Below are 23,217 nucleotides of genomic sequence, written 5' to 3' on the forward strand. Positions count from 1 at the left end.
CCGTTCGCTACTTCTTGTCGGCGAAGACCTCGGCGACGACCTGATCGGCGTTGGGCGAGCCGTCCCGGATCTTTGACCAGGTGCCGGCCCCGGCCGTCCATTGCAGGTCGGCGTACCGGACCCGCTTCACCCCGTTGTCGTCGGCGTGCGAGACCAGCCAGTGCGCGTACCGCCAGCCGGACTGGGAGTCCACGGCGGCCAGGGCGAGGCCGGTCAGCCGGTCCGGCGGCGGGGTCGCCACGGCGCCCCAGTCCAGCGCCACCATGCTGGTCAGCGCCGTCGTGGCGGCCGCGCCGCGCAGGGCCGGTATCCGGGCGACCGTGCAGGCCACCGCGCCGGAGGCGTTGCCGAGCAGCGCCCGGGCCAGCACCCCGGAGTCGGCCGCCCACTGCTGGTACGCCTCGGGGAACGCCGACCGCTGCACGCGCTGGGCGGCCTCGGTCACCCGCATCCCCTGCCAGCCATGCACCTTGAGCAGCGCCGAGTAGAACCGCTCTGCCGCGTACCGCGGATCGCGGATCTGCTCCGGCGTGCCCCAGCCCTGGCTGGGTCGCTGCTGGAACAGGCCCACCGAGTCCCGGTCGCCGCCGGCCAGGTTGTGCAGCCGGGACTCCTGGAAGGCGGTGGCCAGCGCCACCACGACGGCCTGCTCCGGGACCTGCCGCCGGGCGCCCACGGCGGCGATGGTGGCGGCGTTGGCCATCTGGTCGGGCCCAAGGCTGACTGTGCCGGCGGCCTGGACGACGCAGCCGATCGGTCTGGGTAGCCGGTCCCGGAGCCCGACGGTGCCCGCGTAGACGCCACCGGCCACGACCACCGACGCCGCTGCGGCGGCCGCCACCATCGCTCGAGCCCGCAATCCCTACCTCCTGATCGGCAGTTGTATCAGCCTACGCCGAATTGGACAGGTGAGCCGATTGCACGAACGGTCATTCAATTCCGGGCACCCAGCGGGCCGGCCGCTTCTCCCGGAACGCCAGCACACCCTCCCGGCCCTCGTCCGACAGGAAATACCGGGTGGACAGCGCCGACAGCTCCGCCAGCTCGTTCCGCAGGTCGCCCGGGGCGGGCCGGCGGAGCAGCCCCTTGGTCCCGGCGAGCGCGCCGGGGGCGCCGCGGACCAGGGCCGCGCAGTAGCGCCGTACCGCCCCGGTCAGCTCGTCGGCCGGGACCGCGGCCGTGACCAGGCCGACCTCGGCGGCCCGGACACCGTCGAAGACCTCGCCGGTCAGGTACAGCTCGGCGGCCGCCCGCGGGCTGAGCCGGCGCAGCACGGTGGCCGAGATGACCGCCGGGATCACCCCGATCCGGACCTCGGTGAACGCGAACGACGCGTCGGTCGCGCAGATCGCCAGGTCGGCCGCCGCGATGAGGCCGAGGCCGCCCGCCCGGGCCGGCCCGGCCACCTGCGCCAGCACCGGCTTCGGGCACTCCCAGATCGCGGCCAGGACGTCGCCCAGCATGCCGGCCGGTACGGTGCCGCTCGCGTACGCCGCAGCGGTCTCCTTGAGGTCGGCGCCGGAGCAGAACACCGGGCCGGTGTGCGCCAGCACGACCACCCGGACCGCGTCGTCGGCCACCGCCGCGGCGAGCCCGTCCAGCAGCTCGGTCATCAGCGCCGTGGAGAGCGCGTTGCGGTTGTGCGGGCTGTCCAGGGTGAGGGTGGTCACTCCGGCTGCGGTGGAGACCCGGACCAGCGGGTCGGCGGCGGTCATGCGCGCACAATAGTCGGATGCCCGGCGCGCTCCCAGACGGCGAACCTGTCCCCGAGGACGGTTCCCTGCCCTCCGCCGCGCTCACCGCGGTCGGTGCGCGCGGCTTCGGCGTGTACGTCCACGTGCCGTTCTGCGCCAGCCGGTGTGGCTACTGCGACTTCAACACGTACACGGCCACCGAGCTGGGCGGCGGCGCCGGCCGGGAGACGTACGCGGATTCGGTGCTGGGCGAGCTGGCGCTGGCCCGGCGGGTGCTGGCGGACGCTCCGCCCCGGCGGGTGGACACGGTCTTCGTGGGCGGCGGGACGCCCACCCTGCTCAGCGCGGAGGATCTGGGCCGGATCCTGGCCGGCATCGACGCCACCTGGGGGCTGGCGCCGGACGCCGAGGTGACCACGGAGGCCAACCCGGAGTCGGTCACGCCGCGGTCGCTGGCCGCCCTGCGCGCGGCCGGCTACACCCGGATCTCGCTGGGCATGCAGTCCGCCGCGCCCGGCGTGCTGGCGGTGCTCGACCGGCGGCACCGGCCCGGCCGGGCGATCGCCGCGGCCCGGGAGGCCCGGGAGGCCGGGTTCGCGCACGTCAACCTCGACCTGATCTACGGTACGCCGGGGGAGCGCGCCGAGGACTTCGCCGAGTCGCTCGCCCAGGTGACGGCTGCCGGGGTCGATCATGTGAGCGCGTACGCGTTGATCGTCGAGGACGGCACCCGGCTGGCCGCCCGGATGCGGCGGGGCGAGCTGCCGTACCCGTCCGACGACGTGGCCGCGGACCGCTACCTGGCGGCGGAGGCCGCGCTGTCGGCCGCCGGCTTCGGCTGGTACGAGGTCTCCAACTGGGCCACCTCGCCGGACGCCCGGTGCCGGCACAACCTGCTCTACTGGACCGGCGCCGACTGGTGGGGTCTCGGCCCCGGGGCGCACAGCCACGTCGGCGGCGTGCGCTGGTGGAACGTCAAGCACCCGAGCACGTACGCCGCGCGGCTGGCCACGGGGTCCTCCCCGGGGTACGGCCGGGAGGTGCTGACCGGGGACGACGCCCGGACCGAGGACGTCATGCTGCGGCTGCGGCTGGCCGACGGGCTGCCGCTGGCCACGCTGGACGAGCCCGGCCGGGCCGCGGCGGACCGCGCCCTGGCCGACGGCCTGCTCGACCCGCACCCGTACGCGTCCGGCCGCGCCGTGCTCACCCTGCGCGGCCGCCTCCTGGCCGACGCCGTGGTGCGCGACCTGCTCCCCTGACCGTCCCCCACCCCGCTCGGGACGATCATGGGCTGCACCGCGCTGCCGGCGCGGCACAGCCCATGATCAATCTGGGACCGAGCCGGTCAGCGCTTCACGAAGGCATAGGTCACCGGGTAGCGGTAGAGGTGGCCCTCGTTGGCCTTGACGCCGCCGATGATGCCGAAGATCACCGGGACCAGCCAGATGATGGCCGGGATGAAGAACAGCACCCCGCAGGTGAGCGCGGTGGCCAGCCAGCTGAGCACCGTGGCCAGGGTCCAGGTGAGCTGGAAGTTGAGCGCGGCCACCGCGTGGGCGCGGGTCACCGGGGACTGCTGCCCCCGGGTCATCATGGCGATCAGCGGGGCCACCCAGCCGAGCAGGCCACCGCCGACCACCACGCCGACCGGGCCGCCGAAGTGCGCGATCAGCGCCCAGTTCCGGTCCTCCTGGCTGGGGTAGCCCGCGGCCGGGCTGCCGCCGTACCCACCGGGGTAGCCGCCACCGGGCGGATACCCCGCGCCGCCGCCGTAGCCGCCCGGCGGGTTGCTGCCGGCACCGTAGCCGCCGGCCTGGCCGTAATCCCCGGCCGGGCTGCCGCCGGCCTGGCCGTATTCCCCGGCCGGAGCGCCGGGGCCGCCGGGCGGCGGGTATTCGCCCGGCGGGTTCGGTCCGCCGGCGGTCGGCCCGGGCGGGTACGCCGCCCCCGCGCCCGAGGTGGGCGCCCCGAAGCCGGACGCCCCGGAGGTGGGCGCGCCGAAGCCGGACGCCCCGGAGGTGGGCGCGCCGAAGCCGGGCGGTGGCTGGTCGCCGGCCGGCGGCGGGCCGGGCCGGTCGGGCGCCGGCGCGGTGTCGGCCGCCGGCTCGGCGCCGGGCGGGCGGGGCGACTCGGCGCCGGGCGGGCGCGGCGGCTCGTACCCGGGCGTGGGAGCCTCGCCCGGGTACGAGTCGGGGACGGGCGGCAGCGGAGCGGTGGGGTCGGCGGAGTTGTCGTCCGATCCGGGCGCTCCGGGCGGGCGAGGTGGTTCGGTCATGGGCACACGGTAGGGGGCCCTGTCACCCCGCGCCAGCACCGCCGAAACCCGCCGGGCGGCGGGTGATCATCGCGGCGACGGGGCCGGGCGTCGTAGACTGGCACTCGCTACAGTCGAGTGCCAGGCGCCGGTCGCCGGCGAGGGCGGGAGGTGACGATGGGTCTCGACGAGCGCAAGCTCGACGTCCTGCGGGCGATCGTGGAGGACTACGTCGCCACCCAGGAGCCGGTGGGCAGCCGTGCCCTGGTCGAGCGGCACCAGCTGGGCGTGTCGCCCGCCACGGTCCGCAACGACATGGCGGTGCTGGAGGAGGAGGGCTACATCCGGCAGCCGCACACGAGCGCCGGCCGGGTGCCCACCGACCGTGGCTACCGGCTGTTCGTCGACCGGCTGTCCCGGGTCAAGCCGCTCAGCCCGGCCGAGCGCCGGGCCATCGAGCGCTTCCTGGTGGGGGCCGTCGACCTCGACGACGTGGTGCACCGGACCGTACGGCTGCTCGCCCAGCTCACCCGGCAGGTGGCCGTGGTGCAATATCCGAGCCTGGCCAGGTCGGCCGTCCGGCACCTGGAGCTGGTGCCGGTCTCCACGACCCGGCTGATGCTCGTGATGATCGCCGACACCGGCCGGGTGGAGCAGCGGCTGGTCGAGCTGCCCGGCCCGCTGCCCGCCGACGACGTGCTGGACCTGCGCCGGCTGGTCAACGAGAAGCTGGTCGGCACCAAGCTGTCCGAGACCCCGCCGCTGGTGCAGTCCCTCATCGACGAGGTGGCGCCCCCGCTGCGCGGCGCGATGGCCACGCTGTCCACCGTGCTGCTGGAGACGCTCGTGGAGCGGCACGAGGAGCGGATCGCGCTGGCCGGCACGGCCAACCTGACCCGGGCCGGGCTGCTGGACTTCCAGGGTTCGCTGCGGCCCATCCTGGAGGCGCTCGAGGAGGAGGTCATCCTGCTCAAGCTCATCGGCGAGGCCGAGCCGAGCACCACCCGGGTGCTGATCGGCGACGAGAACGAGATCGACAACCTCCGCGGCACCTCGGTGGTGAGCACGGGCTACGGTCCGGGTGTCACCATCGTTGGTGGGCTGGGGGTACTGGGACCGACCCGGATGGATTACCCCGGGACCATCGCCACCGTGCGTGCCGTGGCACGCTACGTGGGTGACCTGCTGGCGCAGAACTGAACCGGCGGCCGACGCGAGACCGACATGGGGACACGGAACGCAGTGACCAGGGATTACTACGGGATCCTCGGCGTGAGCCGGGACGCCTCCGATGACGAGATCAAGCGCGCCTACCGCAAGCTGGCGCGGCAGTACCACCCGGACGTCAACCCGGATCCCGCGGCGCATGACCGGTTCAAGGAGATCAACGCCGCGTACGAGGTGCTCTCCGACGACCAGAAGCGGCAGATCGTCGACCTCGGCGGCGATCCGCTGGCGCCCGGCGGGGGCGGCGGCGCGGGGCCGGCGGGGGCCGGACCGTTCGTCGGTTTCCAGGACATCATGGACGCCTTCTTCGGCGCGGCCGGCGGCGGCGCCGGGCGCGGCCCTCGGTCGCGCACCCGGCCGGGCTCGGACGCCATCCTGCGGCTGGAGCTGGACCTGCACGAGACCGCCTTCGGGGTGGAGGCGCCGATCACCGTGGACACGGCGGTGCTCTGCACCACCTGCTCGGGCGCGGGCACGGCGGCCGGCACCCACCTGGCCACCTGCGAGGCGTGCGGCGGCCGTGGCGAGGTGCAGTCGGTGCAGCGCACGTTCCTCGGCCAGGTCGTCTCGTCCCGGCCGTGCACGGTCTGCCAGGGCTACGGCACGATCATCCCGCACCCCTGCCCGACCTGCGCCGGCGACGGGCGGGTCCGCACCCGCCGGTCGCTCACCGTCAAGATCCCGGCCGGGGTCGAGGACGGCATGCGGATCCGGCTGGCCCAGCAGGGCGAGGTGGGTCCGGGCGGCGGCACGGCCGGCGACCTGTACGTGGAGATCCACGAGCGGCCGCACGACGTCTACTCCCGCAAGGGCGACGACCTGCACTGCCGGGTGACCGTGCCGATGACGGCCGCGGCGCTCGGCACCCGGCTCACGATCAAGACGCTGGACAGCGAGGAGCCGGTGGACGTGAAGGCCGGCACCCAGCCCGGCAGCACGCTGCGGCTGCGGGCCCGGGGCGTACCCCACCTGCGCGGCACCGGCCGGGGCGACCTGTACGTGCACCTGGACGTGCGGACCCCCACCAAGCTGGACGCCGACCAGGAGCGGATGCTGCGCGACTTCGCCAAGACCCGGGGCGAGGAGGTCGCCGAGCTGACCAAGCAGGGCGGCTTCTTCTCCCGGATGCGCGACGCCTTCAACGGCCACGCCTGACGCATGAGTTTGCCGCTCTTCCTGGTCGACGAGGTGCCGGCCGGTCCGGCCGGCACGCTCGACGGCGCGGAGGGCCGGCACGCCGCCACCGTGCAACGGCTGCGGCCCGGCGAACGGCTGCTGCTCGCCGACGGCCGCGGTGGCACGGCCGCCGCCGAGGTCACGGCCGTCGGCAGGGGCACGCTGGACTTCGCCATCACCGACCGCTGGTACGCCGATCCGCCCGATCCGCGGCTCGTGGTGGCGCAGGGCATCGCCAAGGGCGATCGGGGTGAGCTGGCGGTGCAGGCGATGACCGAGGCCGGCGTGGACGAGATCCTGCCCTGGGCCGCGGCCCGCTCGGTGGCGCAGTGGCGTGCCGAGCGCGGCGCGCGGTCCCGGGACCGCTGGGTGGGCACCGCCCGCGAGGCCGCCAAGCAGGCCCGGCGGCCGTGGCTGCCGGTCGTGGGCGGCGACCCGGACGTGTCGACGGCCGGCGTGGCGCGCCGGTTGGCCGGCGCCGCGGCCGCGTTCGTGCTGCACGAGGAGGCGACCGACCGGCTCAGCGCGGTGCAGCTGCCGGACCGGGGGGAGATCGTGCTGGTGATCGGCCCCGAGGGCGGCATCGGCCCGGATGAGGTGTCGACCTTCGCGGCCGCCGGGGCGGTGCCGGTGCGGCTCGGCGACGCGGTGCTGCGTACCTCGACGGCCGGCGTGGCCGCCCTCGCGGTCCTCTCGGCCCGCCTCAACCGCTGGTAACCCCCGCCCCCGCGGCCCGGCCGGCCTCGCCGTCGATCATGGAATTGTGGTGCCCGTGACGCCCATCAACGGGCGGTTCGTCCCCACCATGACCCCATGATCAACGGGGCGGGGGCGGTCAGAGCCGGGGGAAGGGGAAGACGTGTACCGGTTGGTCGTCGGGGCGCAGGTCGAGGCCGGCGGGGCCGACGATCAGCGGGTCCGGGGTGCCCACCACCTCGTGGTCCTTCTCCGCGTAGTCGAACCGGGCCAGCACGTGCCGCATGGCCTCCAGCCGGGCCCGCTTCTTGTCGTTGCTCTTCACCACCGTCCACGGCGCGTCGGCGGTGTCGGTGTAGAAGAACATCGCCTCCTTGGCCTCGGTGTAGTCGTCCCACCGGTCCAGCGAGGCGATGTCCATGGGGGAGAGCTTCCACTGGCGTACCGGGTCGACCTGCCGGATCGCGAACCGGGTCCGTTGTTCGTTCTGGGACACCGAGAACCAGAACTTGACCAGCCGCAGGCCGGAGCGGACCAGCATCCGTTCCAGCTCCGGCGCCTGGCGGAGGAACTCCAGGTACTCCTTGCGGGTGCAGAACCCCATCACCCGTTCCACCCCGGCCCGGTTGTACCAGGACCGGTCGAAGAGCACGATCTCACCGGCCGCCGGCAGATGGCCGATCCAGCGCTGGAAGTACCACTGGCTGGCCTCCCGCTCGTTCGGCTTGACCAGCGCCACCACGCTCGCGCCGCGCGGGTTGAGGTGCTCCATGAACCGCTTGATGGTGCCGCCCTTGCCGGCCGCGTCCCGGCCCTCAAAGATGATCACCAGCCGCTCGCCGGACTCCTTCATCCAGGACTGCAGCTTGAGCAGCTCGATCTGTAGCAGCCGCTTGTGGTGGTCGTACTCCTCCCGGGACATCCGCTCGTCGTACGGGTAGTCCTCGCGCCAGGTGTCCACCGGGGTGCCGTCGGCGGTGAGCAGGACCGGGTCGTCGTCGTACCCGTCGTCGACCCGGTAGTCGTCGCTCAGGTCCAGCAGGTCGGCGTCTCCCATGCCGGCGTCATTTACCCCGCCTGGATACCCGAATCAACATTCGGGTCACCGCGGAATGAACAGCGCGGCGCTCAGGTGCGCAGGTAGGACGCCCCGTTGAGGTCGACCACCGTGCCGGACGCCCACTCCGCGGCCGGGGAGGCCAGCCAGTGCACCGCCCCGGCGATCTCCTCCGGCCGGGCCACCCGGCCGAACGGGCTCTGCGCCCGGATCTGCGCGCCGCGCTCGGCCTTGAGGTGCTCGTTGGTCATGTCCGTCTCGACGAAGCCGGGCGCCACCGTGGCCACCGCGATGCCGTACGGGGCCAGCGCCACCGCCAGCGACTGGCCCAGGGCGTTCAGCCCGGCCTTGCTGGCGCCGTACGCGGGCGCGCCCGGCTCGCCGCGGAACGCGCCTCGGGACGAGACGTTGATGATCCGCCCGCCGCCGGCCTCACGCAGGTGCCGCACGGCGCACCAGCAGGCATTGGCCGGGCCGAGCAGGTTGGTGTCAACGGTGCGCCGCCACTGCCGCTGCCACTGCTCGTAGTCGGTCTCCAGGATGTCGTGCCCGGTGAACACGCCGGCGTTGTTGACCAGCACGTGCAGTCCGCCCAGCCGGTCGGCCGCGCCGTCCACCATGGCCCGTACCTCGTCCGGGGCGGCGAGGTCGGCCCGGACCACGACGTGGCCGTCCCCGGGCAGCGAGTCGCGCAGCTGCTCGGCCAGCGCGGCCGAGTCCCGGTGGTGGATGGCGACCCGGTCGCCGCCCTCGGCGAACGCCGTGGCGATCGCCCGCCCGATGCCCCGGGAGGCCCCGGTGACCAGTACCGCCCGTCCCGTCATGGCGATCATCATGCCGTAGCGGTCCTTCCCTCGTGGCCTAGGATGCGCTGGTGGGAAATGACGACTGCCTGTTTTGCAAGATCGTCGCGGGCGAGATTCCGGCGACCATCGTCCGGGAGACGCCGCGCACGCTGGCCTTCCGGGACATCGCCCCGAAGGCGCCGGTGCACATCCTGGTGATCCCGAAGGAGCATTTCGGGGACGTGGTGACGCTGGCCGAGGCGGATCCCGAGGTGACCGCCGAGGTGATGGGCACCGCCGCGGTGGTGGCCGAGTACGAGGGGCTGGCCGCCGACGGCTTCCGGCTGATCTTCAACACGGGGCCGAACGGCGGTCAGGAGGTGCCGCACGCCCACGCGCACCTCCTGGGCGGCGCGCCCCTCGGGCCCATGCTCAGCCGCTGATCAGCGCAACCTATGCTCGGCGGCACTCCGGGGAGGCGTCCGGGGGCCGGCGGGTAGGGGGCGGAATGACCGACGTAGATCGACGGTTGGCGCGGATGACCCGGGAGGTCCAGGCCACGGCCCGGGTGCCGGCCCTGGCCGCGGCCCTGCACCGTGCCGACCGGCCGCTGTGGTCCTGCGCGGTCGGCGGCACCGGCAACGACACCCCGCTCGATGCGGACACCAGGTTCCGGATCGGCTCGGTCACCAAGAGCCTCACCGCGGTGCTCGTGCTGCAGTGCCGCGACGACGGCCTGCTCGAGCTCGACGATCCGATCGGGCGGCACCTCGACGTGCCCGAGCACGGCGACCTGACCGTGGCCCGGCTGCTGTCGCACACGGCCGGGCTGCAGCGCGAGCCGCACGGCGACGTCTGGGACAACCTCGATGTGCCGGGTCTCGACCGGCTGCTGGCCGAGCTGACCCGGGTGGAGCGGGTGCTGCCGTCGGGCCGGCGCTTTCACTACTCGAACCTCGGCCTGTCGCTGCTGGGGCACGCCGTGGGCCGGCTGCGCGGGGGCACCTGGGCCGAGGTGCTCGCCGAGAAGATCCTCGCGCCGCTCGGGTTGAGCGGCACCGGGGTCGAACCGGGGCCGCGGGCCGCGACCGGGTTCCTGGTCGACGCGTACTCCGACGAGGCCCGGCCGGAGCCGGCCACCGACTTCGGCGCGGTCGCCCCGGCCACGCAGGTGTGGAGCACGGCCGGTGACATGGCCCGGTGGGCGGCGTTCCTGGCCGACCCGGCGAGCGTGGACCCGGACGCCGCCGTGCTCCGGCCGGAGACCCTCGACGAGATGCGCTGGCCCCGCACGGTGACCGACGAGACGTCCTGGGGCGCCGGTTTCGGCCTGGGGTTGATCGTGCTGCCGCAGGGCGAGCGGGTGGTGCACGTGGGCCACGACGGCGCCATGCCGGGCTTCCTGGCCGCCGTGTACGGCCGCCGCGGCGGCGCGGGCACCCCGAAGGCCATGGGCTGCGCCGTGCTGGCCTCCTCGGGCACCGCGGCCGCGATCGGTGAGCTGCCGCACCGGCTGCTGGCCACCGCCGTGGCCGACGACCCGGCCGACATCCCGGCGTGGTCGCCGGGCGAGCCGACCCCGGCCGCCTACCGGGGCCTGCTGGGCCGCTGGTGGAGCGAGGGCTTCGAGTTCGTCTTCTCCTGGCACGACGGGGCGCTGCGGGCCCGCGGCGCCGACAGCCCGGCGGGGGCGCCGCCGGCCGTGTTCACGCCGCTGGCCGACCGGCCCGACGTGCTGCGGACGATCTCCGGGCGGGAGGTGGGCGAGCTGCTGCGGCTCACCCGCGACGAAAGCGGAACGGTGATCCGGATGCACTGGGCCACCTACCGCCTCACCCGGCGGCAGGAGACCTTCGACCGGTACGACTTCCGGGCCTGACCGCCCGGCCTGCCCGCGCGGATGGCCCGGGCCGAGCGGCCCGCTCGGACGCGGCGGCCTGCCTGGTCGGGGCCGGTCGGAGCGCCCCGGGAGACCGGCGGAAATGGACAGGGCCGTCGCGGCGTTGAACCGATACGATGAACGCGACGTCCGCAGCCGCGCCAGGAGGGCGCGGCACCGAGATCGAGAGCAGGTGGCGTAGGGCCGCACGGCCCGACCTATGACCGGCACTCCACCCCCCGGCCAGCCCCGGGTGCAGACCAGGATCACGGTCCCCGACCCGCAGATCATGGTCAACCTGCTGGGCGCCGGAGACGAGATCCTCCGGCTTGTCGAGCGCTCGATCGGCAGCGATGTGCACGTCCGTGGCAATGAGATCACGATCACCGGCGCGCCCGCCGACAACGCGCTCGCCGAGCGCCTCTTCACCGAACTCCTCGAACTGATCGAGAAGGGCGAGACACTGACCACCGACGCCGTGCGGCGTACCGTCGGGATGCTCGAGCAGGGCACCGCCGAGCGGCCCGCCGAGGTACTGACCCTCAACATCCTCTCCCGGCGCGGACGCACCATCCGTCCCAAGACGCTCGGGCAGAAGCACTACGTCGACGCGATCGACGTGAACACCATCGTCTTCGGCATCGGCCCGGCCGGCACCGGCAAGACCTACCTGGCCATGGCCAAGGCCGTGCAGGCCCTGCAGGCCAAGCAGGTCAACCGGATCATCCTCACCCGACCGGCCGTCGAGGCGGGCGAGCGGCTGGGCTTCCTGCCGGGCACGCTCTACGAAAAGATCGACCCCTACCTGCGGCCGCTCTACGACGCGCTGCACGACATGCTCGATCCCGACTCGATCCCCAAGCTCATGGCGGCCGGGACCATCGAGGTGGCGCCGCTGGCGTACATGCGGGGCCGCACGCTCAACGACGCCTTCATCATCCTGGACGAGGCGCAGAACACCACCCCCGAGCAGATGAAGATGTTCCTGACCCGGCTGGGCTTCGGCTCCAAGATCGTCGTGACGGGTGACATCACCCAGGTCGACCTGCCCGGCGGGACGAGCAGCGGGCTGCGGGTGGTGCGCGACATCCTCTCCGGGGTGGAGGACGTGCACTTCGCCCAGCTCACCAGCTCGGACGTGGTCCGGCACCGGCTGGTCAGCGACATCGTCGACGCGTACGCCCGGTGGGATGAGGAGCGCGAGTCGCAGCAGGGTCAGGGCGTACACGCCGTACCGGGACGGACCGCGCACGGCGGTCGGGCCGGCCGGCGGCGCTAGGGCGGGGGAGCGAGTTGTCCATCGAGATCGCCAACGAGTCCGGCATCGACGTCGACACCGACGCGGTGCTCGCGGTGGCCCGGCACGCCCTCGACGAGATGGGGGTGAACCCGCTGGCCGAGCTGTCGGTGCTGCTCGTCGACGTGGAGTACATGACCGAGCTCAACCACCGGTGGATGGGCGGCGACGGACCCACCGACGTCCTCGCGTTCCCGATGGACGAGGGCAGCGTCGACCACGGGCCGGGCGAGGTGAGCGGCGGCGAGCCGGGGCTGCTCGGCGACATCGTGCTGTGCCCGGAGGTGGCCGCCAAGCAGGCCGCCACGGCCGGTCACGCCACGGCCGACGAACTGCACCTGCTCACCGTGCACGGCGTGCTGCACCTGCTCGGCTACGACCACGCCGAGCCGGAGGAGGAACGCGAGATGTTCGGCCTCCAGGCCCGGTTGCTGGCGAGCTGGCGGGCGGCCCGGTCCTGACCATGCCCGGTCACCTAGCCATGGCGCTGTCGGCGCCGACCACCGCCGCCCTTCCAGCGGCGGCCGGCGGCGGCGCGGCCGGGCTGCCGGACGGACAGCTGCTGACCCTCGGTGCCGCGCTGGTGGTGCTGGCCGGCCTGTTCGCGATGACCGAGTCGGCGCTGGCCGTCGTCTCCCCGGCCCGGGCCGCGGAGCTGGCCCGGGAGGGTCAGCGCGGCGCCCGGGCCCTGCAGCTGGTGGCCGCCGACGCGGCCCGGCACGTCAACCTGCTCCTGCTGCTGCGCCTGCTGTGCGAGTTGACCGCCACCACCCTGGTGGCGTTGGTGGCCGTCGACACGTTCGGCGCCGGCTGGCGGGCCGCGCTGGTCACCGCCGGGGCGATGACCGTGCTGAGCTTCGTCGTGGTGGGGGTGGCGCCGCGCACCATCGGCCGGCAGCACGCGTACGCGGTGGGCCGCGCCGTGGCGCCGGTGGTCCGCTGGCTGGGCCGGGCGCTCAACCCGCTGGCCTCGCTGCTCATCCTGGTCGGCAACGCGGTGACCCCCGGCCGCGGCTTCCGCGAGGGGCCCTTCGCCACCCAGGTGGAGCTGCGCGAGCTCGTCGACCTGGCCGAGCAGCGCGGGGTGGTCGAGCACGGCGAGCGGCAGATGATCCACTCGGTCTTCGCGCTGGGCGACACGATCGTCCGCGAGGTCATGGTGCCGCGTACGGAGATGGTCTGGATCGAGGGCCGGAAGCGGGTGTCCCAGGCGCTCGCGCTCTTCATGCGCTCCGGGTTCTCCCGGATCCCGGTGATCGGCGACAGCGTCGACGACGTGCTCGGCCTGCTCTACCTCAAGGACGTGGTCCGGCACATCGAGGGCGGCGACCGTGACCTGCCGGTGGCCGACCTCATGCGGCCGGCCACCTTCGTGCCCGAGTCCAAGCCGGTGGACGACCTGCTCTCCGAGATGCAGTCGGCCCGTACCCACATGGTCATCGTGGTGGACGAGTACGGCGGGACGGGCGGCCTGGTCACCATCGAGGACATCCTCGAGGAGATCGTCGGGGAGATCACCGACGAGTACGACGTGGAGCGGCCGCCCGTGGAGCGGCTGGACGACGGGGCGTACCGGGTCACCGCCCGGCTGCCGGTCGAGACGCTCGGCGAGCTGTTCGACACCGAGCTGCCGGCCGACGAGGTGGAGACGGTCGGTGGGCTGCTCGCCCAGGCCCTCGGCCGGGTGCCGCTCCCGGGCGCCGCGGCCGAGGTGGCCGGGCTGCGGCTGATCGCCGAGGGCACGACCGGCCGCCGCAACCGGATCGACACGGTCCTCGTCCGCCGGGCCGACGGGCCGGCCGAGGCGGACGCCGGCGGGGACGGCGAACCGGGCGGGGCCCAGCCCGACGGCCCGTCCGGGCGCGGCCCGTCCACCCGGGCCCAGTCCAACCGCTCCCAGCCCAACCGTGCCCCGGAAAGGCAGCCCGCCGATGCCTGAGTCTCCCGTACCGGCCGCCGCCGGAGCCGTCCCGGAGCTGGTCGCCGAGGACAGCAAGCTGGTCATCCTGGCCCGGGGCGCCCGGGCCCGGGTCGCCGCCGTCGAGGGGGCGGCCGTCCGGGATCAGGACGGCCGGACGTACGCGGCCGCGAGCGTGGCGCTGCCGTCGTTGACCCTGACGGCTCTCCAGCTGGCCGTCGCGTCGGCGGTCGCCGCCGGCGCCGTCCGGCTGGAGGCGGCGGCCGTGGTCTCGGAGGCGTCGACCCTGGACGCGGCCGGCCACGCCGCGGTCCGGGACCTTGCCGCGGAGGCGCCGATCCATCTCGCGGCGCCGGACGGTACCCTGCTCGGCACGGTTGTCGAATAATTTCGCAGGTCAGCCGCCGGGGACGGACATCCCGGCGGGGCCGGTGTGCCGGGCCCGCGGCCCGGCCTGGGAGGCGGGGACGGTACGTGAGCGAGCCAGCGGGGACCAAGCGGCCCTACCGGGCGGGATTCGCCTGCTTCGTGGGCCGGCCCAACGCCGGCAAGTCGACGCTGACCAACGCGATCGTCGGGCAGAAGGTCGCGATCACCTCGAGCAAGCCGCAGACCACCCGGCACGTCATCCGGGCCGTGCTGCACCGGGCGGACTCCCAGCTCGTGCTGGTGGACACCCCCGGCCTGCACCGGCCGCGGACGCTGCTCGGCGAGCGGCTGAACGACCTGGTCCGGCAGACCTGGAGCGAGGTCGACGTGATCGGCCTGTGCATCCCGGCCGACGAGCCGATCGGGCGCGGTGACCGGTTCATCTCGCAGGAGGTGGGCGGGTTGAAGGGCACGGTCATCGCGGTGGTGACCAAGACCGACCTGGTGAGCCGGGCGCGGCTGGCGGAACAGCTGCACGCGGTGGGCGAGTTGGGGGACTTCGCCGAGGTGGTGCCGGTCAGCGCCGTGCGCGGGGACCAGCTGGACACGCTGGTGGACGTCATGACGGCGTACCTGCCGCGGTCGCCGCAGCTCTATCCGGACGACATGCTCACCGACGAGCCGGAGCAGGTGCTGGTGGCCGAGCTGATCCGGGAGGCGGCCCTGGAGGGGGTCCGGGACGAGCTGCCGCACTCCATCGCGGTGGTCGTCGAGGAAATGATCCCCGAGGACAACCTCATGAAGATCTACGCCGACGTGTACGTCGAGCGGACCAGCCAGAAGGCCATCGTGATCGGCGCCCGGGCCAGCCGGCTCAAGGACGTCGGCACCCGCGCCCGGCGGCAGATCGAGGAGCTGCTCGGCACCCGGGTCTACCTGGACCTGCACGTCCGGGTGGCCAAGGAGTGGCAGCGGGACCCGAAGCAGCTGCGCCGGCTGGGCTTCTGACCGGGCGCCGATGGCCGGCGGTTGAACGCTCGTTCGGGCTGGCGCCGGAGGACCGGCTCGGTTAGTTTGCCTGGGTCAAACATCGGCCCGTCGATGGGAATCACATCGTGTCCGTTTCGTGGCGCCGCCCCTCGCGCCGGCTCCTCATCGTCGCCGCCTCGATCCTCAGCGCCCTCGCCCTGGTCGGGGGAGGCACGGCCTACGCCGTGGCCACCCAGCCCGCGATCAAGACCTGGACGCCGAAGTCGGAGCGGCAGATCACCAACATCGACGTTCTCCGGCAGCAGATCCGGAACTACTACGGCGACCCGCTGAACACCGGTACGGCGGCCGCCGACAGCAACTACGCCAAGGAAGCCGAGTCGGTGGCCGCCGACGGCAAGCGCTGGCTGAGCCGTCCGCACCACGTCTCCGGCACCCGGGCCATCGTGCTGGACGTGGACGACACCACGCTGCTCACCTGGAACTACGAGGTGTTCAGCAACTGGGCGTACAACCCCACCACGAACGCCACGTTCGTCACCGAACAGCGCTTCCCGGCCGTGTTCGGGATGGTCGACCTGCTCCGCACCGCCGAGCGGGAGGGCTACGCGATCTTCTTCCTCACCGGCCGTCCGGCCGCGCAGGAACAGGCCACCCTCGGCAACCTGACCGCCGACGGCGTCGGCGTGGACGCCAACTACCCGAAGCCCACCACGCTGAGCGACGGTGAGGACGGGCTGTTCACCAAGCCGGCCGTGGCCGACTACCCCGCCTACCTCAAGACCGCCTGCGCGGGCGACCCGAACGGATCCTGCACCACGATCCACTACAAGTCGGCCACCCGGGCACACATCGAGTCCCTCGGGTACGACATCGTGGCCAACTTCGGCGACCAGTTCAGCGACCTGACGGGCGGCCACGCGGACCGTACCTTCAAGCTGCCGAACCCGAACTACTACCTGCCCTGATCGGCCGCGACGGCCGGCCGGGCGGGAAACCGTCGGGCCGGCCGTCCGGGCGGATGTGAAAAGCTCCACGATCCGGCCCGCCCGCTTGGCCGGACCGGCCCGGCCGGGCCAGGCTTGGACGCGCTCGACCGTCCGTTGACCTGGGTTTGTGGGGGCCAGGTCCCGCCACAGATCAGGGTTATGCGCGACCGTTACTTCGACTTCCTCCGGTTCCTCGCCATCCTTCGCGTCGTCGGCTACCACGCCACCGGCTGGGCGTTCCTCTCGGTGGCGTTCCCGGCGATGTCGGTGATGTTCGCGCTCGCCGGCTCGCTGATGGCCGCCTCGCTCGATCGGTCCGGCCCGGATCCCGTCCGCGCCGGACCCGCGGCGGTGGCCCGCCGGCTGCGCCGGTTGCTCCCGTCGCTGTGGCTGCTGGCCGCCGTCTTCGTCCCCGCCATGCTGCTCACCGGCCTCCCGGCGTCCGGGCGGCTGCTGCTCTGGCTGGTTCCGGTGGCCGATCCGCCGGCCAACGGCTGGGGCGCGCTGGCGCTCAGCACCATCTGGTACCTGCGCGACTACCTGTGGTTCGTGCTGGCCTCGCCGTTGGCGCTGTGGCTGTTCCGCCGGCGCCCGCTGGTCACCCTGCTGACCCCGTACGCGTTGCTGGCCGTGGTCGAGTTCGCCGCGCCCGGCGCGCCGCAGCCGGTCCGGGAGTTCGGGCTCTACTTCGGGGCCTGGCTGCTCGGCTTCGCCCAGCACGACGGCCTGCTGCGCCGGGTGTCGCGCCGGCTGCTGATCCCGTTCGCCGGCCTGCTCTGCGCCGCCGGCGCCGGCTGGATCCGCGCCCATCCGGGACCCCGCGGGTACGACCTGAACGACATCCCGCTCGGCAACGCCGCCTGGTCGGCGGGCTTCGTGCTGCTGTTGCTCGGGTTGGCGCCGGCCGGTTTCGGCTGGTTGGACCGGATCCCGGCGCTGGCACGGGCGGTGACCGTGCTGAACAGCCGGGCGTTGACCGTCTATCTGTGGCACATGCCGATCGTCGTGGCCGGCACCGCGCTGGCCGTCCGGTTCGGCATCGACCTGAGCCCCGGCCGAGGGCTGGTCCCGTGCCTGGCCGCGGTGGCGCTGGCCGTGGCGGCCGCGGTGGCGATGTTCGGCTGGATGGAGGATGTGGCGGCGGGCCGGCCGCCGGTCCTGCTGCCCGGCGGCCGCCCCGGCCGCCCGGTCCGGGCGCGCGCCGGGGCGGACGCGGTCAGGTCTGCCGGACGGTGATGTCGCCGCTGTCGGCCTGCACGTCGATCAGCGCCGACGCGTTCGGGTCGTCGGGCACCGACACCTCCCGCGACCCGGAGTCGCCATTGGTGCGTACCCGGTAGTGGCCCGGCGGGACAGCGAGCCGCACCGACCCGGAGCTGACCCGGGCGCGGACCGAGTTTGCCTGATCCAGCTGCAGGTCGACGTTGCCCGAATCGGCCTCCGCCTTGACCGGCCCGCCCAGATGGCGCCCGGTCACCTCGCCGGAGCTGGCCGTCAGGGTCGTCTCGCCGCGGCCGCCGGTGACCGAGAGGTTCCCGGAGCTGACCGAGGCGCGGACGGCGCCGGCCACGTCGTTGATCACCACGTCGCCCGAGCTGACCTCGACGTCCACCGAGTTCACCCCGGTCAGCGCCAGGTTGCCGGCGCCAAGCTCGCCCTGCACGGCGACGCCGGGCGGCATGGCCACGTCGTACGAGACGCTGCACCGCCGGCCGCAGTCGGTGTCCAGCACCAGCGACGACCCGTCGACCCGGTAGGTCGCGCTCGTCGGCTCGTCGCCGTGGTATCGGACCACCCGCTTGATGGTGGTCCCGGTGGCGGTGCCGGAGTGCACCGTCACGTCGCCCGACCCACCCTTGATGATGACGGTGGTGAAGGTCGCGTGTTCGGCGCCGGTGAATTCGAGACGCCGCTCGGAGGCGGCGGAGATCGCACCGCAGCCGGTCAGGGCGACCAGGGCCGCGGCACCGGCGACGGCCATGGCGATCCGGGGAGCAGTCATGGCTGGGACGCTACGGGCTCGCGGCGCGCGGTCGCATCGGGGAATTTCTTGGAGCCGGCCCGGAGGTGACCCTGAGCGTCGCTCCGGGCGGGTCGGGGGAGAATGGGTCGGTGCCCGGATACCGCCGCCAGCTCTACCGCGACGACGCGGTGGTGCTGCGCGGGCAGAAGCTCGGCGAGTCGGACCGGATCATCACGCTGCTGACCCGCCGGCACGGCCGGCTGCGCGCGGTGGCCCGCGGGGTGCGCCGGACCAGTTCCCGGTTCGGCGCCCGGTTGGAGCCGTTCGGCCACGTCGACCTGCAACTGGCCGGGGATCCGGACGGCAACATCGGCAGCTCGCTGCACACGGTCAGCCAGGTCGAGGGGATCGAGCTGTTCAGCCGGCGGTTCCTCGACGACTATCCGCGGTACACGGCGGCCAGCGCCATCGCCGAGACCGCCGAACGGCTCACCCCGGTGGAGCGGGAGCCGTCGCTGCGGCTGTTCCTGCTCACCCTGGGCGCGTTCCGGGCGCTCGCCGAGGGCAGCCACGCCAGCACGCTGGTGCTCGACGCGTACCTGCTGCGCGGGATGGCGTACGCCGGCTGGTCGCCGGCGCTGCTGGCCTGCGCCGTGTGCGGCACGCCGGGCCGGCACGGCGCGTTCTCGGTGCCCGCCGGCGGGTCCGTCTGCCGGGACTGCCGGCCGCCCGGCGCGGCCCACCCGGCGCCGGCCACCATCGACCTGATGTCCGCGCTCACCACCGGCAACTGGCGGATCGCCGACGCGGCCGAGCCGGGCGTACGGCGGGAGTGCAGCGGCCTGGTGGCGGCGCACCTGCAGTGGCACCTGGAGCGGGGGTTACGCTCGCTGCCGCTGGTGGACCGGGGTGGGCCGGGTGGACGGCCGGAGCGACCGGCCGACGGGCAGCGAAGCAGGGGGACGACGACGTGATCCGAGCCATGACCCGGGGCGACCGCCGTGAGCCGGTGCCGCCCACGCCGCACCCGTCCGGCGCCCGTCCGCCGGCGCTGCCGGCGGCGGCGCTGCCCCGGCACGTGGCCGTGGTGATGGACGGCAACGGCCGGTGGGCCAAGGAGCGCGGCCTGCCCCGCACCAAGGGCCACGAGGCGGGCGAGTTCTCGCTCTTCGACACCATCGAGGGCGCGATCGAGCTGGGCATCCCCTACCTCTCGGCGTACGCCTTCTCCACCGAGAACTGGCGGCGGTCGCCCGAGGAGGTGCGGTTCCTCATGGGCTTCAACCGGGACGTGATCCGGCGCCGGCGGGATCAGCTGGTCGAGCTCGGCGTCCGGGTGGTCTGGTCCGGCCGCGCCGGGCGGCTGTGGAAGAGCGTGATCGGCGAGCTTCAGACGGCCGAGGAGATGTCCCGGCACAACTCGACGCTGACCCTCCAGTTCTGCGTCAACTACGGCGGGCAGGCCGAGATCGCCGACGCCACGGCCGCGATCGCTCGCGAGGTGGCCGCCGGGCGGATGAGCCCGGACCGGATCACCGAGAAGACCATCGCCCGCTACCTTTACCACCCCGAGGTGCCCGAGGTCGACCTGTTCCTGCGCCCCTCGGGGGAGCAGCGGCTGTCGAACTTCCTGCTGTGGCAGTCGGCGTACGCCGAACTGGTCGTGCTGGACACGCTGTGGCCCGACTTCGACCGGCGGCACCTGTGGTACGCCTGCGAGCTGTACGCGCAGCGGGACCGCCGATTCGGTGGCGCCCTCCCGAACCCGGTGGCGCCCGTGTAGGAAGGGCCCCTTCTTATCGCTTTTTGTAGAGGAAGGGCCCCCTTCTAACACCCGGCGGTTAATTGGGTGCGCCCTTTGCATCGGCCGGCTACCGTCTGAGCCATGCGCATCTGACGCCCACCTCTCAGTCCGGCCCCCGCGACCTCTCGTCGCGGCGCGGGCCGATGACCCGGGCGTCCCAGAAACATCCTCCGACCAGTTCGGTCGGTGCGCGCCGCCCGGGTGGTCCCCAGCCACGTGCCGCGATCGTTCTTCGCGAGCGCGGCCCACCCGTCAAGGAGGCGCGCATGCCTGCCACCAGTCAACCGCCGGACCGGCTCGACCTGGACCTGACCACCGCGGCGCGGGAGGCGGTCACCCCGATCGACCCGGTCGACGTACCGCTGCCGGAGCCGGCGCACGACGGCGGGAGCGGTCCCGGGGCCGACCCGGACGCGGACCCGCCGGCCACGCCCGCGGCGCCGCGGACCGGACCGCAGCCCCGCGGCGGCAAGGGCCACGGCGTGGGTCCGGGCCGTCCGGCCGGGCCCGGTCGCCGGTACGCCTTCCGGCGCAGCTGATCCGGCGGCGCCGGACCCGTTCCGGCGGCGGTAGACCCGATCCGGTGGCGCCAGACCCGATCCGGCGGCGTCGGACCCGATCCGGTGGCGCCAGACCCGTTCCGGCGGCGTCGGACCCGTTTCGGCGGCGCCGGGCCAAGTCCCGGCGGCGGCAGACCCGGTCCGGCGCGGCCCCGGAACAGGAGGGCCGGCCCGGAACCGTCCCGATCCCCGCCCCGATCGGGACGGTTCCGGCGCAAGGGCGCGTTCGGTGCAAGGTCGCCGATCCAGCCCGCCGGCCCGGCCCGCTTCCTACGATCGGTGGCGGGGACCGATCCGGGACGGGGGAGCCATGCTGGATCTCCGGTACAAGATGATCATGGCGTTGACGGCGGCCGATCTGGGCAACCCGCTCTGCGAGCAGGTGGCCGAGATCTGCGCGGAGATCGCCGAGCAGCACTGCGCGCAGCTCAACCACGTCGCGACCGCGCCGGTCGGGGAGATCGCCGAGCTGGCCGGGGGCGAGCCGGCGCTGGCCTGGAGCCCGTCCGCCGGCACCCCGGGAGGCGCGCCGTGACGGCGCCGGGGCGCGGCGTGCCCGGTGCGGCGCCGGGGCGCGCTGTGCCCGGTGCGGCGCCGGGCCGCGCCCGACCGGGAGGCACGCAATGACCGGTGCGATGGCGCTGTCCCCGTCGGTGGCGGTGCGCCGCGCCGACGAGCGCTTCGCCACCCGACTGTCCTGGTTGGACTCCCGGCACTCGTTCTCGTTTTCCCGGCACTACGACCCGGGCAACACCCACCACGGCCTGCTGCTGGTGAACAACGACGACGTGGTGCTGCCGGGCACCGGCTTCGAGACCCACCCGCACCAGGACATGGAGATCGTCACCTGGGTGCTGCGCGGCTCGCTCGTACACCAGGATTCCACCGGGCACGCCGGCGTGATCTACCCCGGGCTGGCTCAGCGGATGAGTGCCGGCACCGGGATCCTGCACTCGGAGAAGAACGACGCCTGGCGGGTCTCCGGCGCCGAGCCGCACGCGGACCCGGTCCGGTTCGTCCAGATGTGGGTGCTGCCCGACGAACCCGACGTCGACCCCGGGTACGAGCAGCTCGAGATCTCCGCCGAGCTGCTGCTCGGCGGCCTGGTGCCGGTGGCGTCCGGGATGGACCGGCACGACGGCGAGGCGGCGATCCGGATCCGGAACCGGTACGCCACCCTGCACGCCGCCCGGCTCCCGCCCGGGGACGAGGTCACCCTGCCGGACGCGCCGTTCCTGCACCTGTACGTGCCGGTCGGCGCGGTCATGCTGGAGGGCACCGGCGAGCTGGCGGTCGGTGACGCGGCCCGGATCACCGCCGCCGGCGGCCAGCGGGTGGTGGCCACCGAACCGGCCGAGATCCTCGTCTGGGAGATGCACGCGACGTTCGGCGACGGTTGAGCCGGCGCCGGAACCCGAGCCGCGCCGCCGGCGGGGCCCGCCTGCCGGCAGGGCCCAGCTGCCGGCAGGGCCCAGCTGCCGGCGGGGCCAGTGGGTCAACAGGGGACCCTTCCCTGCGGCTATCCGAGCAGCGGGCGGAAGGTGCCGGCGAGCACGCTCACCGCGAGCGCGGCGCCGGCCAGCGCGGCGGCGCCGGCCACCAGCAGACCGTCGGCCGGGCCGAAGCGTTGCGGCCGGGCGACCGTGCGGGGCGTGCGGCCGTCGAAGCCGCGGGCGTCCATCGCGGTGGCCAGCCGGGTGCCCCGGCGGATGGCGCCGACCAGCAGGGCGAACGCCGTGGAGCCGAACAGCCGTACCCGGGCCACCGGGTTGCGCCCGGCGTCCACCCCGCGGGCCCGGCGCGCCATGCTGATCATCTGCCACTCGGCCCCGAGCAGCGGCACCAGCCGGAATGCGGCGAGGGTGCCGATCGCGAACCGGGCCGGCGCCTTGGCGTTCTGGATCAGCGCGTCGGCCAGATCGGTGGGGTCGGTGCTGGCGAACACCAGAACCCCGGGCAGGGCCACCGCGACCAGCCGGAGCCCCAGACCGAGCGCGGTCAGCAGCACCCCGCTGGTCAGCTCGACCGGGCCGAGCCGGGCCAGCAGGACGCCGGAGCGGTCGGCCGCGAACAGCACCAGCGTGAGGGTCAGTCCGGCCACGCTGGCCAGCAGCGGCCAGCCCCGGCGGGCCAGGTCGGCGTACCGGAGTCCGAAGGCCGGTGCCACGGCCAGCTCGACCGCGATGGCCAGCGCGGGCGTCAGCGGATCGAGGCTGGCCACCAGGACCGCCGAGAAGAGCAGGGCGGCCGCCAGCTTGGCCACCGGGTTCCGGCGGGCCAGCGGCGCCGTCGGGGCCGCGCCCGCCGTCGGGACCCCGATCATCGCCGCACCCCGCCCTTGACCGCATCGGACGGGCGGCCGGTCGCGGCGGAGGCCTCCGCGCCCGCGGACGCCGAGGTACCCGTTCCGGCGGAGGCCGGGGTCTCCGTGCTGCACGGGCCGGATGCGGCCGGGGTCCCGGCGCCGAGGGACGGGCGGCGGGTCGCGGCCTGAGTCTCCGTGCCGGCCGACGTCGAGGTCCGGATGCTGGCGGCCGAGTCGGGGTCCGCAGGCGG

General features: G+C 74.1%; 24 protein-coding genes and 2 pseudogenes. 18 read left to right on the forward strand and 8 right to left on the reverse strand.

The annotated features are described in order from the left end of the window. Positions 1-7 precede the first annotated feature (7 nt). Positions 8-844, reverse strand: a complete 837-nt coding sequence (locus ACFFHU_RS09970) for a hypothetical protein (RefSeq protein WP_377337643.1) — start codon at positions 842-844, stop codon at positions 8-10. Positions 845-929: 85 nt separating this feature from the next. Next, positions 930-1,715, reverse strand: a complete 786-nt coding sequence (locus ACFFHU_RS09975; RefSeq protein WP_377337471.1) for an enoyl-CoA hydratase-related protein — start codon at positions 1,713-1,715, stop codon at positions 930-932. A gap of 17 nt (positions 1,716-1,732) precedes the next feature. Here ACFFHU_RS09975 and hemW point away from each other — a divergent pair, with 17 nt between their 5' ends. Further along, positions 1,733-2,956 (forward strand): radical SAM family heme chaperone HemW, encoded by a 1,224-nt coding sequence (gene hemW / locus ACFFHU_RS09980; RefSeq protein ID WP_377337474.1) that lies wholly within the window; start codon positions 1,733-1,735, stop codon positions 2,954-2,956. Between the two features lie 86 nt (positions 2,957-3,042). Here the strand turns inward: hemW and ACFFHU_RS09985 are convergent. Further along, positions 3,043-3,375: pseudogene (locus tag ACFFHU_RS09985) on the reverse strand (DUF4870 domain-containing protein); the annotation flags it as partial. A 316-nt stretch (positions 3,376-3,691) separates the two neighbouring features. After that, positions 3,692-3,937: pseudogene (locus ACFFHU_RS09990) on the reverse strand (hypothetical protein); the annotation flags it as partial. A 191-nt stretch (positions 3,938-4,128) separates the two neighbouring features. On the opposite strand from ACFFHU_RS09990, the gene hrcA reads away from it, so the two are divergent. From hrcA to ACFFHU_RS10005, 3 genes are read left to right on the forward strand one after another with little or no spacing between them, the layout of a single operon-like run. Next, positions 4,129-5,151 (forward strand): heat-inducible transcriptional repressor HrcA, encoded by a 1,023-nt coding sequence (gene hrcA / locus ACFFHU_RS09995; protein ID WP_377337477.1) that lies wholly within the window; start codon positions 4,129-4,131, stop codon positions 5,149-5,151. A 42-nt stretch (positions 5,152-5,193) separates the two neighbouring features. Then, a complete protein-coding gene (gene dnaJ / locus ACFFHU_RS10000; RefSeq protein WP_377337480.1) occupies positions 5,194-6,333 on the forward strand; it encodes a molecular chaperone DnaJ in 1,140 nt (379 codons plus the stop codon). Positions 6,334-6,336: 3 nt separating this feature from the next. Further along, the gene (locus ACFFHU_RS10005) at positions 6,337-7,071 is read left to right on the forward strand and encodes a 16S rRNA (uracil(1498)-N(3))-methyltransferase (protein WP_377337481.1); all 735 of its coding nucleotides are present in this window, start codon (positions 6,337-6,339) and stop codon (positions 7,069-7,071) included. 118 nt (positions 7,072-7,189) lie between these two features. Here ACFFHU_RS10005 and ppk2 read toward each other — a convergent pair whose 3' ends face one another. Together ppk2 and ACFFHU_RS10015 are read right to left on the reverse strand one after the other, a co-directional pair. Next, positions 7,190-8,107, reverse strand: coding sequence for a polyphosphate kinase 2 (gene ppk2 / locus ACFFHU_RS10010; protein WP_377337482.1), 918 nt, complete (start codon positions 8,105-8,107; stop codon positions 7,190-7,192). Between the two features lie 71 nt (positions 8,108-8,178). Then, positions 8,179-8,931, reverse strand: a complete 753-nt coding sequence (locus ACFFHU_RS10015; protein ID WP_377337484.1) for an SDR family NAD(P)-dependent oxidoreductase — start codon at positions 8,929-8,931, stop codon at positions 8,179-8,181. Positions 8,932-8,981: 50 nt separating this feature from the next. Here ACFFHU_RS10015 and ACFFHU_RS10020 point away from each other — a divergent pair, with 50 nt between their 5' ends. The 9 genes from ACFFHU_RS10020 (at position 8,982) to ACFFHU_RS10060 (ending at position 17,570) form a co-directional block, all read left to right on the forward strand. After that, positions 8,982-9,335, forward strand: a complete 354-nt coding sequence (locus tag ACFFHU_RS10020) for a histidine triad nucleotide-binding protein (protein WP_377337486.1) — start codon at positions 8,982-8,984, stop codon at positions 9,333-9,335. A gap of 65 nt (positions 9,336-9,400) precedes the next feature. Further along, on the forward strand, positions 9,401-10,771 hold the full coding sequence (locus tag ACFFHU_RS10025) for a serine hydrolase domain-containing protein (RefSeq protein ID WP_377337488.1): 1,371 nt from the start codon (positions 9,401-9,403) through the stop codon (positions 10,769-10,771). 220 nt (positions 10,772-10,991) lie between these two features. Continuing rightward, the gene (locus ACFFHU_RS10030; RefSeq protein ID WP_377337489.1) at positions 10,992-12,050 is read left to right on the forward strand and encodes a PhoH family protein; all 1,059 of its coding nucleotides are present in this window, start codon (positions 10,992-10,994) and stop codon (positions 12,048-12,050) included. Between the two features lie 14 nt (positions 12,051-12,064). Next, positions 12,065-12,529 (forward strand): rRNA maturation RNase YbeY, encoded by a 465-nt coding sequence (gene ybeY / locus ACFFHU_RS10035; protein WP_377337490.1) that lies wholly within the window; start codon positions 12,065-12,067, stop codon positions 12,527-12,529. 20 nt (positions 12,530-12,549) lie between these two features. Continuing rightward, positions 12,550-14,007: a hemolysin family protein gene (locus ACFFHU_RS10040; RefSeq protein WP_377337645.1), complete on the forward strand. Its 1,458-nt coding sequence runs from the start codon at positions 12,550-12,552 to the stop codon at positions 14,005-14,007. Beyond that, on the forward strand, positions 14,000-14,374 hold the full coding sequence (locus tag ACFFHU_RS10045) for a cytidine deaminase-like protein (protein WP_377337491.1): 375 nt from the start codon (positions 14,000-14,002) through the stop codon (positions 14,372-14,374). Before ACFFHU_RS10040 ends, ACFFHU_RS10045 begins: the two co-directional genes overlap by 8 nt. An 86-nt stretch (positions 14,375-14,460) precedes the next feature. After that, positions 14,461-15,363, forward strand: coding sequence for a GTPase Era (gene era / locus ACFFHU_RS10050; protein ID WP_377337493.1), 903 nt, complete (start codon positions 14,461-14,463; stop codon positions 15,361-15,363). A gap of 107 nt (positions 15,364-15,470) precedes the next feature. Next, entirely contained in the window at positions 15,471-16,313 is an 843-nt protein-coding gene (locus ACFFHU_RS10055) for an HAD family acid phosphatase (protein WP_377337494.1), read from the forward strand. A gap of 180 nt (positions 16,314-16,493) precedes the next feature. After that, complete coding sequence (locus ACFFHU_RS10060; RefSeq protein ID WP_377337496.1) at positions 16,494-17,570, forward strand: acyltransferase family protein; 1,077 nt, start codon at positions 16,494-16,496, stop codon at positions 17,568-17,570. Here the strand turns inward: ACFFHU_RS10060 and ACFFHU_RS10065 are convergent. Next, positions 17,551-18,336 carry a DUF4097 family beta strand repeat-containing protein gene (locus ACFFHU_RS10065; RefSeq protein ID WP_377337497.1) on the reverse strand — a complete coding sequence of 262 codons (786 nt, stop codon included), beginning with the start codon at positions 18,334-18,336 and terminating at the stop codon, positions 17,551-17,553. The two genes, ACFFHU_RS10060 and ACFFHU_RS10065, sit on opposite strands and share 20 nt — an antisense overlap. 110 nt (positions 18,337-18,446) lie before the next feature. Between ACFFHU_RS10065 and recO the strand changes: the two genes are divergently transcribed. The 5 genes from recO (at position 18,447) to ACFFHU_RS10090 (ending at position 22,061) form a co-directional block, all read left to right on the forward strand. Next, positions 18,447-19,271 carry a DNA repair protein RecO gene (recO, locus tag ACFFHU_RS10070; RefSeq protein ID WP_377337499.1) on the forward strand — a complete coding sequence of 275 codons (825 nt, stop codon included), beginning with the start codon at positions 18,447-18,449 and terminating at the stop codon, positions 19,269-19,271. Positions 19,272-19,279: 8 nt separating this feature from the next. Beyond that, a complete protein-coding gene (locus ACFFHU_RS10075; RefSeq protein WP_377337647.1) occupies positions 19,280-20,080 on the forward strand; it encodes an isoprenyl transferase in 801 nt (266 codons plus the stop codon). A 287-nt stretch (positions 20,081-20,367) separates the two neighbouring features. Next, a complete protein-coding gene (locus tag ACFFHU_RS10080) occupies positions 20,368-20,640 on the forward strand; it encodes a hypothetical protein (RefSeq protein ID WP_377337501.1) in 273 nt (90 codons plus the stop codon). A gap of 331 nt (positions 20,641-20,971) precedes the next feature. Then, positions 20,972-21,196, forward strand: a complete 225-nt coding sequence (locus ACFFHU_RS10085) for a thioredoxin reductase (RefSeq protein WP_377337503.1) — start codon at positions 20,972-20,974, stop codon at positions 21,194-21,196. Between the two features lie 88 nt (positions 21,197-21,284). After that, positions 21,285-22,061, forward strand: a complete 777-nt coding sequence (locus ACFFHU_RS10090; protein ID WP_377337505.1) for a pirin family protein — start codon at positions 21,285-21,287, stop codon at positions 22,059-22,061. A 119-nt stretch (positions 22,062-22,180) separates the two neighbouring features. Here the strand turns inward: ACFFHU_RS10090 and ACFFHU_RS10095 are convergent, their stop codons facing one another. Next, positions 22,181-22,984 carry an energy-coupling factor transporter transmembrane component T family protein gene (locus ACFFHU_RS10095; RefSeq protein WP_377337507.1) on the reverse strand — a complete coding sequence of 268 codons (804 nt, stop codon included), beginning with the start codon at positions 22,982-22,984 and terminating at the stop codon, positions 22,181-22,183. Positions 22,985-23,217: the final 233 nt, after the last annotated feature.

This window comes from Plantactinospora siamensis, assembly GCF_042434095.1.
GTDB lineage: Bacteria > Actinomycetota > Actinomycetes > Mycobacteriales > Micromonosporaceae > KBS50.